This is a genomic window from Sediminicola arcticus (assembly GCF_040566695.1).
Taxonomy (GTDB): Bacteria; Bacteroidota; Bacteroidia; order Flavobacteriales; family Flavobacteriaceae; genus Sediminicola; species Sediminicola arcticus.
Map to the genome: position 1 here is coordinate 317,165 of NZ_JBEXAE010000001.1, position 13,966 is coordinate 331,130.

Annotated in this window: 11 protein-coding genes; 3 read left to right on the plus strand and 8 right to left on the minus strand. The window is 38.6% G+C overall.

Annotation, left to right across the window (positions count from 1 at the left end; genetic code table 11):
• Positions 1-8 precede the first annotated feature (8 nt).
• Positions 9-1,277 carry an adenosylmethionine--8-amino-7-oxononanoate transaminase gene (gene bioA / locus ABXZ36_RS01435; protein WP_354613674.1) on the minus strand — a complete coding sequence of 423 codons (1,269 nt, stop codon included), beginning with the start codon at positions 1,275-1,277 and terminating at the stop codon, positions 9-11.
• A gap of 78 nt (positions 1,278-1,355) precedes the next feature.
• Between bioA and ABXZ36_RS01440 the strand changes: the two genes are divergently transcribed.
• The gene (locus tag ABXZ36_RS01440) at positions 1,356-2,834 is read left to right on the plus strand and encodes an ArnT family glycosyltransferase (RefSeq protein WP_354613675.1); all 1,479 of its coding nucleotides are present in this window, start codon (positions 1,356-1,358) and stop codon (positions 2,832-2,834) included.
• Here ABXZ36_RS01440 and bioD read toward each other — a convergent pair.
• The 3 genes from bioD to ABXZ36_RS01455 are packed head-to-tail and all read right to left on the minus strand — an operon-like array spanning position 2,826 to position 4,986.
• A complete protein-coding gene (gene bioD, locus ABXZ36_RS01445) occupies positions 2,826-3,443 on the minus strand; it encodes a dethiobiotin synthase (protein ID WP_354613676.1) in 618 nt (205 codons plus the stop codon). The two genes, ABXZ36_RS01440 and bioD, sit on opposite strands and share 9 nt — an antisense overlap.
• Before the next feature lie 14 nt (positions 3,444-3,457).
• Positions 3,458-3,838, minus strand: coding sequence for a putative signal transducing protein (locus ABXZ36_RS01450; protein WP_354613677.1), 381 nt, complete (start codon positions 3,836-3,838; stop codon positions 3,458-3,460).
• Positions 3,839-3,846: 8 nt separating this feature from the next.
• Positions 3,847-4,986, minus strand: coding sequence for an aminotransferase class I/II-fold pyridoxal phosphate-dependent enzyme (locus ABXZ36_RS01455; protein ID WP_354613678.1), 1,140 nt, complete (start codon positions 4,984-4,986; stop codon positions 3,847-3,849).
• Between the two features lie 61 nt (positions 4,987-5,047).
• On the opposite strand from ABXZ36_RS01455, the gene ABXZ36_RS01460 reads away from it, so the two are divergent.
• Positions 5,048-6,856 (plus strand): M61 family metallopeptidase, encoded by a 1,809-nt coding sequence (locus tag ABXZ36_RS01460; RefSeq protein ID WP_354613679.1) that lies wholly within the window; start codon positions 5,048-5,050, stop codon positions 6,854-6,856.
• Between the two features lie 2 nt (positions 6,857-6,858).
• Positions 6,859-7,392, plus strand: a complete 534-nt coding sequence (locus tag ABXZ36_RS01465) for a GNAT family N-acetyltransferase (protein WP_354613680.1) — start codon at positions 6,859-6,861, stop codon at positions 7,390-7,392.
• A 60-nt stretch (positions 7,393-7,452) separates the two neighbouring features.
• Here ABXZ36_RS01465 and ABXZ36_RS01470 read toward each other — a convergent pair whose 3' ends face one another.
• The 4 genes from ABXZ36_RS01470 to ABXZ36_RS01485 all read right to left on the minus strand — a co-directional run bounded on the left by ABXZ36_RS01470 (position 7,453) and on the right by ABXZ36_RS01485 (position 13,962).
• Positions 7,453-7,734, minus strand: a complete 282-nt coding sequence (locus ABXZ36_RS01470) for a F0F1 ATP synthase subunit delta/epsilon (protein ID WP_354613682.1) — start codon at positions 7,732-7,734, stop codon at positions 7,453-7,455.
• Between the two features lie 80 nt (positions 7,735-7,814).
• Entirely contained in the window at positions 7,815-9,323 is a 1,509-nt protein-coding gene (atpD, locus tag ABXZ36_RS01475) for a F0F1 ATP synthase subunit beta (RefSeq protein WP_354613683.1), read from the minus strand.
• A 186-nt stretch (positions 9,324-9,509) separates the two neighbouring features.
• Positions 9,510-11,147, minus strand: a complete 1,638-nt coding sequence (locus tag ABXZ36_RS01480; RefSeq protein ID WP_354613684.1) for an SGNH/GDSL hydrolase family protein — start codon at positions 11,145-11,147, stop codon at positions 9,510-9,512.
• 10 nt (positions 11,148-11,157) lie between these two features.
• The gene (locus ABXZ36_RS01485) at positions 11,158-13,962 is read right to left on the minus strand and encodes a TonB-dependent receptor (protein ID WP_354613685.1); all 2,805 of its coding nucleotides are present in this window, start codon (positions 13,960-13,962) and stop codon (positions 11,158-11,160) included.
• Positions 13,963-13,966 lie beyond the last annotated feature (4 nt).

The window sequence follows — 13,966 nt, forward strand, 5'->3', positions numbered from 1 at the left end:
TTGAATTTTTAAACGATATCAAAAACACTTTCAATAGCACTGTAAATCTTTTCCAATTGTGCATCGGAGACAATATAAGGAGCCGTGATATAGATAGTACTACCTAAAGGTCTTAAAAAGACACCTCGTTCCATAAAATGTTGCATTAATTTATCGCGAAGATTGCCGTAACGCTCCATCTCTATATTCAGGTCCAAGGCATAAATAATCCCAGTTTGTCGGGTCCTGGCCACTTTGGGATGGTTTTTTATCCGTTTATCAAAAGCTTGGTGCGACTTAATTATTCTCGCTATACTATCCTGTATTTCTTTAGATTGCAACAGTTCCAATCCCGCCAAAGCTGCCGTACATGCCAACGGGTTGGCAGTATAGGTATGACCGTGAAAGAGTCCTTTTGCCATATCATCACTATAAAACGCATTATATACATCTTCTGTACAACTGGTAATGGCCATAGGGATGAGTCCAGCCGTTAAGGCTTTAGACATGCAGATAATATCTGGTTTAGTTTCAATTTGATCCGAAGCAAAATGAGTGCCGGTTTTTCCAAAACCCGTCATAACCTCATCAGCAATAGTTATAACATGATTTTTCTTTAAGATTTTTAAAATTTCCCCAAGCCCTTTTGCGTCGTGCATTTGCATAGCTGCAGCACCTTGAACCAAAGGCTCATAGATAAACCCTGCAATATTTCCTTCCGCGAGGTAGGTTTGCAACAAGAAAAGAATCTCTTGTATATTTTCTTTGCTGGGAGGTGGGATACGTTTTACCTCAATGAAAAAGTCCTCGAAGGGACCGTTATAGACCGATAATCCGGAAACAGACATCGCCCCAAAAGTATCCCCATGAAAGGCATCTTCGAAAGCCAAAAGTACATTCCGCTTCTCACCCTTGTTAAAGTGGTATTGCAACGCCATTTTAATTCCAATCTCCGTAGCTGTGGAGCCATTGTCGGAGAAAAATAACTTTTCTTGATTGTAAGGTAATATTTTTATGAGCTCTTCGGACAACTTCACTGCAGGCTCGTGAGTGAAACCACTAAAAACTACCTGATCCAACTGTTGCATCTGCTGATATACCTTTTCTAAAATATAGTCGTTGCAATGGCCATAGACACTGGTATACCAAGAAGAGATACCATCTATGTATTCCTTTCCATCTTCATCAAACAACAAGGCACCCTTGGCCTTTGTAATCCCCAACATTCTTGGATGCAGCTTATGTTGTGTCAATGGGTGCCACACATGTTTCGCATCTCTTTCCGAAATATTTTTCAATTGTATAAAATTTAAAGAACCAGCTTTTTATCTATCTTGCAAAGATGAGAAATAAACTTAAACCCTTCTGTGTTTACCATGGTATTTGATTTTCGCAAAACGAACTTCTATGGCCTTAAGAGCAGGACTGTTTTTCTCTTCTTATTTCTTTTGGCATTTTTTATTAGAGCCCCTTTTTTCTTTAGGGATTATATAGACAGGGATGAAAGCACATTTATTCTAATGGGGCAGTCATGGGTAGAAGGCCATTTGCCGTATACCGAGCTTTGGGACCTAAAACCGCCTATTACCTTTCTATTCTTTGCTGGTATCATTTATGCCTTTGGTAAAAGTTTTATTGCCATCCGTATATTTGGAACCTTGGTAGTCGCCATTACTTCTTTCTTCACTTTTAAAATTGGCAAGGACGTAGGAGGTAACAAACTTGGAATATGGACCGCTATTGCCTGTACGGTACTTCAAAGCCTATTCGGAAGCCTTCAAGGTGTCATGTCTGAACATCTCAGTGTTGCATTTTTAATGCCCGCTATCTTTATTATCTTAAAATGCAATAAGTACTATTGGTATAGCCTAGCAGGAATTTTAATGGGATTAACGGTTATGACCAAGCTGAACCTTGCTTATGCCATATTGGTCTTAGGCTTATTCCTTCTTTATAGATCATTCGCAGAAAAGAAATTAAAACAGGGCATCCTGAATTTAGTTTTTCTTGCATTGGGGGCTGTTTTTGTGATTCTTCTAACTGTTTTACCCTATTACCAAAATGACCTTACAGCACTTTGGTGGCAATCTGTTATCCTAGCCCCTTTGGAATATGCATCCGCAAATAGAGGCTCTTTATTGGATGTGCTACCCACCTGTTTAATTATTATTGGATTTTTTCTTTGGGCATGGAAAAAGAAATATCTCGATTTTAAAAATCGGAACATTCAGCTTTTGTTCATCATAGTAGTTGGAATCTTGTTCTCTTTTGTGAGAGGAGGAAAAATTAATGGGCACTACTTAATACAAATATATCCAGTGATGTTGCTTTTGGTTGGATTAGTTTTTCGTGCCGTTCCATCCATGAATCGCTTTAAATGGAATCCATATTATGCCCTAATTCTTCTTCTAGTTCCCATAGAGAGCTATCTAGAGTACTACGCTATCATTAAACACAAGGCAGAAAAAGGAACGTTTTTCAATGGAGAAGGCATAGAAGTTCCACAATACATTACAGATAATCATTTGGACACCTCCAACATTTTGTTTTTAGAATATCATATTGGGTATTGGCTACTAGACAAAAAGCCTCTGACCAAGATTTCTACACATCCAAGTAATATCTGTAAAGTGGAAATGTTTCCTTACAGCGGAACAACTAGAAAGACAGCTATGGCAGAAATAAAATTTCTTTTGGAGGAGATACAACCCACTTTGGTAATCACAAGAGATAAGAAAAATTTTTTTGCTAAGGAAAATGTCTCGGAAAATGCGTTTACAAGGAAATACCTAAACCAACATTACCGCATCATTAAGGTCATTGATCATGCTGAGATAAGGCAGCGGTTAAAGTAATTCCAAGTTATCTTTAAAAAGAGTTGCATACTTTTTTATGGTCGCCTTGTCAAAAGATACTTCCTCGTCTATTCTCCCGATTACAGGTACTTGGGTTTTTTTCACTATAATACTTTCTGTGGTGGGGTGCTCCTTACCACTAAAAATAACAGACACATCATACCCTTTCATTTTTAACCAGTTGATGGTCAATAAGGAATGATTGATACTGCCTAAGTAATGTCTACAAACCACTACAACCTGATAGGTTGGCATAATAATATCCAGAATGGTGTCCGATTCATTTAGAGGCACCAATACCCCTCCAGCCCCTTCAATGACCAAATGGTTATTAGTCTTGGGTTCGTAAATTTTATTGAGTTCTATGGTGATCCCATCCAATTCTGCAGCTGCATGTGGGCTCATTGGTGTTTTAAGGGCATAGCTGTTTTTGTGGATCACCGTTTTCTTATTGGAAATCAAAGCAGCAATTTTGTGACTGTCTGTATGATCCAAATCTCCCGCTTGTATGGGTTTCCAATAATCCGCTTCTAAAGCTTCTGTGATTATTGCGGAAGCTATGGTCTTACCCACTTCAGTAGATATTCCTGTTACAAATATTCTTTTCATAAAATAGTGATGTCCTAGGGTTTTGTTATAAAATTACAATGTAAACATTTGTATTTTTTCTTTTCAAAAAATGGAAAAAGTTTATAAAATAAAGTTTTTCTGTTATAATATGTTTCTGATCGTTGAGCCTTACAGTTGGGACAAACTATTAACTCTCCTTGATCATCTGTTGCATAATTCCTGATTTCATTATAAATTTCCAAGGCTTCCTCCTTGTCACTTGAGTAAACCAGAAGTTTTACCCCGCCAATGGCATTACTAATCAATGGATCTGAACTTAACGTATTTTCATCCCTTAAAAAAACCTGAATGCCTTCTGCTTCTAATCGGCCCTTTATAATTTGAACATCCGCAACATATTCAAAGGCCCCAAGCAAATAAAATTCTTGACTCATAGTATTTTTTAAATGAATATAGCCAATAACCGCAATACTTCGGCTATTTCTGTTTTCGTATTATATGCATGCAAACAAAACCTCAATCGCTCCTGCCCTTCCTTAACCGTTGGTGACATAATTGGTTTAACATCGAACCCTTTTTTGTGGAGCTGCAAGGCTATGGCCTTAACCCGATCATTACCAGAAATTACACAACACTGGATGGCCGAATTACTTTCAATAAAATTCAAACCTTGTAATGCCAATTGCTCTCTAAAATAGGTGATATTTTCCTTGAGTCCGTCCAAATTAGTGGTATGGGATAACTCATGATAGGACATTTGTATAGTAGCCAAAGAATGAGGTGGCATCCCCGTGGTATAGATAAAACTACGTGCGAAGTTGACCAAATATTGTTTTAATGTTGTGCTTCCCAAAACCGCTGCCCCATGGCAACCCATCGCCTTTCCAAAGGTGACTATCCTCGCGAATACCTCTTGGTGCAATCCTAATTCTTGTAATAACCCCACGCCAGAACTACCCAATACCCCTACTGCATGAGCTTCATCCACAATTAGTCTACAGCTGTGGTCCTTGCAAAATTCCACAAAAGCTTTTATATCTGGGCTATCCCCATCCATAGAGAAAACGGATTCTGTAATAATATACACTTCACCATAATTTGAGTTGCTTCGGGTGGAATTCAAAAGCCGATAAACATCGGACAGATCATTATGATTAAACTTATAAGCCTTAGCGTTACTCATTGCTAAACCATCCCTTATGGATGCATGGATTAGTTCGTCATATAAAATAACATCCCCTCTTTGTGGTATGGATCCAAACACTCCTAAATTAGCATCATAGCCAGAATTAAAAACGAGTGCAGCAGAACAATCGTGGAAAGAGGCAAGCTTGTTCTCCAAAACCTCGTACAGGAGATTATTACCCGATAACAATCGGGATCCGGTAGCTCCATTAACCTTATAGTTCTTCTCTGCCAATAGAGCAGATGCACCCTCAAAAATATGAGTATCCTTGGCAAATCCCAAATAATCATTAGAGGAAAAATCTATGGGGATATGTGAAATAGTTAATTCCCTCAAGCAATTGTTTTCTGCTCTTTCGGATAGTTTATCACGTAGTTTTTTAGGGAAATGGTCCATAACACAAATGTAGTATATCCTATTTTTAAATGTTATATTCGTGAAGATAAACCATTGAAAAATGAAAAAATTCCTTCCCCTTTTATTCCTTATTTTATTTACTGGCCCCATTGGTGCCCAAACCAACACCTATAGTATTTCATTTGAAAATGCCGTCCACCACGAAGCTGAAATAAAGGCCTCCTTCCCAAACCTAAGCAAGGATACCATTGGGATTCTTATGAGCCGCAGTTCTCCAGGACGATATGCCCTTCATGAATTTGCCAAGAACGTGTACAATTTTAAAGCTAAGGATAGCAAAGGGAATTCCTTAACCATAACCCGTCCCAATCCATATCAATGGAACGTTTCAGGACATGACGGTACGATAAACATAAGCTATACTCTATTTGCGAATCGCGGAGACGGAACCTATTCACAGATCGATGAAACTCATGCACATCTGAATATTCCAGCAACTTTTATGTTTGTCCCGGAATTAATTGATCGGAACATTACGGTAGACTTTAAGGTTAGGGAAGATTTAAATTGGAAGGTAGCCACCCAATTGGCCAAAGTATCTGGAAATATGTATTCCGCTCCCAATTTGCACTATTTTATGGACAGCCCTACCGAAATTAGCAATTATAGTTTACGAGAATTTGAAGTGGGATCAAACAACAAGAAACAAACCGTTCAATTTGTCCTACACCACAACGGAACAGAGACAGAATTTGACATCTATTGGGAAAAGGTCAAAAAGATAGTTTTGGCTGAAAAAGACGTTTTCGGGGAGTTGGCAAATTATGATTTTGGCACCTATACCTTCTTGGCCTGTTATGTCCCGAATGCCTCAGGTGATGGCATGGAGCACAGGAATTCAACCATATTAACCGATAGAGAAGGTTTGGCAGAAGGAGGGATGGAAGGAAATATTGGAACGGTATCCCACGAATATTTCCATTCTTGGAATGTGGAGCGAATACGTCCAAAAACTTTGGAACCTTTCAATTTTAGCGAAGCAAATATGAGCGGAGAATTATGGTTTGCAGAGGGTTTTACCAGTTATTACACCAATCTTATACTTTGTAGGGCGGGTATCATTACACCAAACGAGTATGTAGAAGGATTATCCGGTACTTTTAATTATGTATGGAATTCTCCTGCTCGGCAATTTTTTAGTCCAATAGAAATGAGCTACCAAGCGCCATTTGTGGATGCTGCTACATCAGTTGATCCTGTGAATAGAGATAATACCTTTATATCCTATTATTCCTATGGTAGTGTTTTGGGCCTAGCTTTAGATCTGTCCTTACGCCAAAAAAATCTTAATTTGGATGATTACATGAAATTGGTATGGGAAACCTATGGCAAAAACGAATCCCCTTATACAGTTGAAGATTTACATAAAAGCTTGAATACGTATGCAGGAACTGATTTTGGTGACAAATTCTTCATCAATTACATTTACAAAAGTGAAATGCCCGATTATGCCCCTCTTTTTAAATTTGTGGGAGTAGATCTCAAGCAGGATGCCGCAAAACCTTTTTTTGGCGCTTCAGTTTCCATAAAAAATGATGGTACAGGGCTTATTGAAAGCAATACAACAATTAGTGGACCAGCTTATATGGCCGGTTTGGAAAATGGCGACGTCATTACCTCAATAAATAACACCCCTTTTAAGAAAGAACAAAAATTTACTGATTTTATGAATCAGTTTAAAGTGGGCGATATGCTGCAGATAACTTTCAAAAGATTCGGTATTGAAAAATCCACGAGTTTAATTTTACAGTCAGACCACTCCTACAGCATACACCTATTCGAAAAAGAAGGTATAAAACCATCAAAAGATGTATTGACAAAAAGAATGGGTTGGCTAAAAACTGAATAGCAATGAGCATTAAGTATTGCACGGTTACAAGCAAAGAAGAATTGGAGCAGATTCTTACCTTACAACAGGCCAATCTATGGACCAATGTTAACCTTGAGGAAAAAGAAAAGGATGGGTTCGTAACTGTTGAGCATAACTTTGATATCCTCCAGCAAATGAATAAGGTTTACCCACATATCATTGCCAAAGATGGAGCTAACGTTGTTGGTTATGCCCTTTGCATGCATCCTATGTTTGCAGATAAGATTGATATTTTAAAACCGATGTTCACAGAAATTGATGCTGTGGTTCCCAAAGACGAAAAATACATGGCCATGGGGCAGATCTGTGTGGGCAAAAACTATAGGAACCAAGGGATTTTTAGGGGATTATACAACACCATGAAACAACATGTGCAACCAGATTTTGACAGTATAATAACGGAGGTCGATGCCAAAAACACACGTTCCCTTCTAGCTCATTACGCAGTTGGTTTCAAAGAATTAAAAACCTATTTTTCAGACGGTAGGGATTGGATTTTAATCAGTTTAAAATAGTTGTAATTAAAAAAGCCAAACTATAAAGTTTGGCTTTTTTAATACAGTAAGTATGTCTGGTTAATCAGCCAACACTATAATTTTATTATCTCTCATTTCAATAGTACCGCTGGCAATGGCTAATACAGTTTCGCCGTCCGCACCTTTTGAAAATTTATCTCTATTCAATTTTTCCACCACCACATTAGTGCCCTTAAATTTCACATTGCCTTCCTGTAGTAAGGAAACAACGGCAGCATGGTTTTCCAAAAGTTGGAATTCACCGTTTACCCCAGGAACAGTAACCGAGGTAACTTCTCCCGCAAATAATGTAGCTTCTGGTGATACAATTTCTAAGTACATATTGTTTAGTTGTTGGTTGCTAGTCTAGGTTAAACGCTTTTAGTTTGCCTAAAGCCCATCAACAGTCGACTATCAACTATTTATACTTCAGCCAACATTTTCTCTCCAGCCTCGATAGCCTCTTCAATGGTTCCTTTAAGGTTAAAGGCAGATTCTGGTAAGTGATCTAATTCACCATCCATGATCATGTTAAAACCTTTAATTGTTTCCTTAATATCTACCAATACTCCTGGGATACCTGTAAACTGTTCAGCTACGTGGAAAGGTTGAGACAAGAAACGTTGAACACGTCTAGCTCTACCTACCGCCTGCTTATCCTCTTCTGATAATTCCTCCATACCAAGGATGGCAATAATATCTTGAAGTTCTTTGTAACGCTGTAACAACTCTTTTACGCGTTGTGCACATGCGTAGTGTTCTTTTCCTAAGATTTCAGCTGTAAGAATTCTTGAAGTAGAATCCAAAGGATCTACTGCAGGATAAATACCTAACTCTGCAATCTTACGAGACAATACCGTTGTAGCATCCAAGTGGGCAAACGTTGTTGCTGGTGCAGGATCCGTTAAATCATCTGCAGGTACGTACACCGCTTGTACAGAAGTAATGGAACCTCTTTTAGTTGATGTAATACGCTCTTGCATAGCACCCATCTCAGTTGCCAAAGTTGGTTGGTAACCTACCGCAGAAGGCATACGACCCAGAAGTGCCGATACCTCTGAACCTGCTTGTGTAAATCGGAAAATATTATCAACGAAGAATAAAACGTCCTTTCCTTGACCTTCACCTGCTCCATCACGGAAATATTCAGCAATAGTAAGACCTGAAAGTGCCACACGAGCACGTGCCCCCGGAGGTTCATTCATTTGTCCGAAAACAAATGTAGCTTTGGATTCTTTCATGATTTTTTTATCCACTTTGGATAAATCCCATCCCCCTTCTTCCATAGAATGCAAGAAAGCGTCTCCATATTTTATAATACCTGATTCTAACATCTCACGCAACAAATCGTTTCCTTCACGGGTACGTTCTCCAACGCCCGCAAATACAGAAAGACCACCGTGCCCTTTTGCGATGTTATTAATCAATTCCTGAATCAATACTGTCTTACCAACACCTGCTCCTCCAAACAAACCAATTTTACCACCCTTTGCATAAGGCTCGATCAAATCGATTACTTTGATACCTGTGAACAATACTTCCGAAGAGGTGGACAAGTCTTCAAATTTTGGCGCTTCACGGTGAATTGGCAAACCATGCTTACCTGTTTTAGGCAAATTCCCTAAACCATCAATAGCATCACCTATAACGTTGAATAAACGGCCGTATACATCATCTCCAATTGGCATTTGAATAGCACTACCTGTGGCTTCAACATCAACTCCCCTACTTAATCCATCTGATGAATCCATGGCAATGGTTCTTACAGTATTCTCTCCAATATGAGATTGTACTTCAAGGACCAATTTAGAACCATCTTTCCTGTTGATTTCAAGAGAATCGTAAATTCTTGGAAGGTTTGCTCCGGATTGGAATTCTACATCGACCACTGGTCCTATGATTTGAGAAACTTTACCTGTAACTTTTGACATTGTCTATCTGTTTATAAATACCTGCGAAAAGTTGTCAACTTTCAATAAACTGACAAATCTTCCAACTTGTTTTTCAGGCTGCAAAGATATGTTTTTCCATTTTAAATTGAAATTGTTTTTTTAATTTTTATGCGTACAAAAAAAGCGCCCATTTCTGGGCGCTTTGAATATTTTGAATTTGAAATATTATCGAAGACCTGGAGAGTAGTTGGTTGGATATGCTCCCGGATCAACTAACGAACCTGAGGCTTCAAAATTAGAACCATAGGTAGCATCAATCGCCTTCATAAACTCGTTTACCAATAATGTATACCCCCTAGCTGTAGGATGCACACCGTCTAAAGAAAATGCCCCACCAGTGACCAAGTTTTCGGTAAATGTAAATTTACCACTAGTAATCCCCCTTGTAGCCAAGCGATTTAAAATCTCATTGGCATCTACAAATGCTAAACCTGCTTGGTTTGCAGTGGCAGCTATTGTAGCGTTAAATGTACTAGTTGCGCTTGCTATTGCTGCTTGCTCAATAGGCAATAACACCCATTTATCTGCCAAGGGCAGTGACACCCCTTCAACTGAAAATTGTCCAGCTAAAGCAGCCGACAAACCTTGAGACATTAAAAATTCAACCGAACTTGCATTAACTGTTCCAATAATAGAAGAACTAGGCAGAACGAATAAATCACCAGCGGTTGCTTGTCTTGCCTGTCCGTAGATAACTCCAAATAGATTTGCAACTAAAGGCGCTGCTTGTGCCGGCAAACCAAATGATTGTACGAAAGCAGGAAAAGTTGGACTTCCATTTAAAACATCTCTAATTTGAGTTGATAAATTTACTAGAGATTCGTCTTTAACCACAACTGCACTAGCTGCTGTTTGAGAAAAGACAATGCTACGTTCCGGAACTTGTAAAAAAGCAAACACCTGATTCAACTGCCCAAAAACACCATTTAAAGTGGGAATAAGCGGTCCGAAAGAAGGATTTAAGGGGCTTAAAGGATTGTAAGGAACCGTAGTAAAATGAGGTATGCTAGTAACATTAGGAATATTTGCCACAACACCCTGTGCGCCGCCAGCAGTTAGTGAGGCCACTAATGCTGCATACGTTTGATTAAAGCCAACTCCCGGAGGTCCGTCGACCGGAGTAATTGGATCTGAACCATCTCCTCCAGAAAGAGCGTATCCTAAAACATCATTATTGCCGATCCAAAGAGAAAAGAATGTTGGTGCTTGTGCCATAGCATCTGCGATAACACTGGCATTTGGAGTAGATGCCATCCTTACAAAATAAGGATTGGCTTGCCGTGGGTTCAATGATAAGCCTGCAATATTTCCATATCCCGGTGCCAATAGATGATAACTTTTGGCGCCTGGCACTCCCATATTATTAAAGGGCCCAGTTGGATTATTAATAGCCAAATCTGTGGTAATGGTTACTGGACCAATAAGAGACTCTAACGATACCGGACCAGCACCACCAAAGACCAAGCGAGGTTGCAAAATTCTACTACCTTGAAGAGCAATACCTCCAAAATTATCATTCATCAAGGGTTGGGTAAACGTACCTCCACCTACCAAAGCAAATTTTTGTGATAATAAATTGGGAAGTGAATTTTGTTGGGATGCAATAAACAGCGCATTATCTGTAAAACCCGCTGTTAACGAATTCCCTAACGCAACATAATTTGAGAAATTAGCAGATCCTGCGATAAGAGCGGGTCGTTCAGCTGCAGCTTCTACAGGGTTAATATCAACATCTTCAATATCATTACATGAAACCAAAAAGGTTGCTGCCGATGCTAATAATATGTATTTTATATTTTTCATTGTATGTTTCTTATAAGTTATTTATTGTCCATGATACGTAATACATAGATCCTATAAATCCTGTTCCAACAGCTGTAAAATACTCATCACCTAAAATGTTTGTACCCCCTACTTTAAATATTGATTTTAAACTTGGAACGGTATAATTGATTTGCGCATCAACGTTATGGAATTGAGGCACTACTCCTTGAGCAAATGTTGCCTCCCAAAAATAATCATCACTAAACCTGTAAGAAACATTAAAGCCAAAATTCTTAAACAATTCTGCATTTCCGAAAGAAGCTTTGAATTTATGCTCAGGAGTATTAAAGTTCAGCTGTAAATCAGGATTTGCCTCTCTATCAAAATCTAGTTTTGTATAGGTATAATTACCCTCTAAATCATAATTCCCAAGTACTTTTATGCTCAATCCCAAAGACGCACCATATGAATTTACGTCAGCATCAGAATTTGTATAGGTGCTATAGGGTTGAAAATCACCGTTTGCAATAGCCGCTACAGAAAATGATCCGTCACCAACCGTTCCGTAATAAGGGGCAATTACCACTTCTTGAGAAATGAAGTCCTTATAACTATTATAGTAAGTGCTAAAATCAACTACCAATCTCTTTATTTTTCCTCTGTAACCTACTTCAAATGAAGCTACTTGTTCTGGTTTTACTATATCTGGGTTTGCTATTTCTAAGTCAGCAGGGTTTCCGGTTTCACCCAATCTATTTACTGAACTTAAAGAATAAGAATTTTCGTAAGCTGCTCTACCTGTTTGCGTAATAGTTCCTGGTTGCCCTAAAAGTTGACCTCCAGCACTTGTTTGGAAATCTCTAGTATACCTATCTAAGTTATCTGGAGATGAACCTACCAAAATAGCTCTCCCTGCATCTAACCCAATAAAAAGATCTTGAGTGGTAGGGTTTCTAAACCCTGTTTGAGCGGATGCCCTTATATTATGATTTCTATTTAATGTAAAACCAGCTGATATTCTTGGAGAGAAGAAACCATCAAAAAATTCAGATTTATCATAACGGACAGATCCAGTCAATTTTAAACTTTTCTCACCAGCCAATGGCAGTTCCTTTTGAACCTGTGAATAAATCCCAAATTCTGAATAATTAATAGGTCCGTCAGCATCGGTGTAAATAGTACCTGATGAATTTAATTCGTATTCCCTAAAGGAACCACCAACTTGAATATCTGCAAAATCGATTAAGTGACTAAAATTATAATTAGCGTCTGCGTGGTAATATTTAGAAGCATCTTGAAATTTAGACCCAGTAGTTAAATCCGGATTGTTGATGCTTCTATTAAAGGCTGCTTCAAACTCAGGAGTTCCTGGAAGAAAACGTCCAGATTCTGCTTGTGCCCTCGCCGCCGCATGAGCAGATTCATCAGTAGCTCCAGCTAGAGTCGCTTGAAGGTAAGCACCAGTATATTGGCCAAACCAAGTAGAATCGTCTTTCCATGCTCTGTTGACATTAATTCCCGTAAAAACCATATCATAGGAGTCACCAGATTTATCCCCAACTAAATAGCCACGAACAAAGAAATTATCATTTCTAATCTCTAGTTTGTGCTGCTCTTGAAAGAAACCATTAATATTATATCTGTTAGTACCCTGATAAATAGTATTACCAGTACCCACTTTACCTACATAGGATATTTCTAAACTATTATCTTCAATAGGTCTATAATATAAACCCCAATCTGCTTTAATGCTTTCTGCGTTATAATTGGTAAGGTCACCTTCATTATATCCAGTTCTACTCACCTCTACTGATGGAATTAAAGCATTCGCACCTGCAGGAATAAGACCTAGACTTTCTAGCCTTAGTGCCACATCTTTAATATCTACCGCATAATCATCACCATACACATTGACACCATCATAGTTTAAATCATTAGCTCGGGTTCTCCCGGTAGTTATAAAATTATTTTCATCTTTTCCTTCTGTATTATTTGCTGCCCAATCGGTTCCCTTTAAATACCCAAAGTTCACTTTAGCCGCGAACTTATCTGAAAATTTGTGTGCTGCTCTTATACCGAAATCGGTATACGCGTTATCCCCTGCAGCTTTTTGTGAAGTTATACCTCTTTTTATAGACACACTAATCCCTTCATAATCAAAAGGACTTTTGCTACGCATAAAAAGTATACCGTTAAAGGCATTCGCCCCGTATAGTGCAGAAGACGCTCCAGGAAGTAATTCCACGCTTTGAACGTCTGTTTCCACCATACCAACGAGATTACCAATAGGGAAGTTTAAAGCTGGTGCGGAGTTATCCATACCGTCTACCAATTGCATAAAACGGGTATTGGCAAATGAAGCAAAACCTCTTGTATTCACTGATTTAAAAGTTAAACTGTTGGTGTTTACATCAACTCCTTTTAAGTTTTCCAACCCACCATAGAAATCTGCGGCCGTCGTACTTTTTATGTCTTCAAGCCCAAAACGTTCCACGGTAACAGGGGATTCAAAAATACGTTCCGGGGTTCTAGAGGCCGAAATGACCACCTCATCCAACATGGTCTGCTCTTCATTTAGAGTTACAGCAACAGTTTGATTGTTTTGGGTAATTCTTGATGTTACAGAAACGAATCCAATACTGGTAATGCTCAGTGTAAAGGGTGGATTTTCAGTAGTGCTTAAGGTAAAAAGGCCATCAAAATCACTTACCGTACCAATTGCCTTGCCTTGTATTACAATACTTGCACCAGGTATTGGTTCATTATTTTGATCTACAACTTTACCTTTAACGGTTGTTTGGGCGAACGAAGTCAGTCCCAACAACAAAAAGGACATAAGTACAAATGTTCTCATTCTA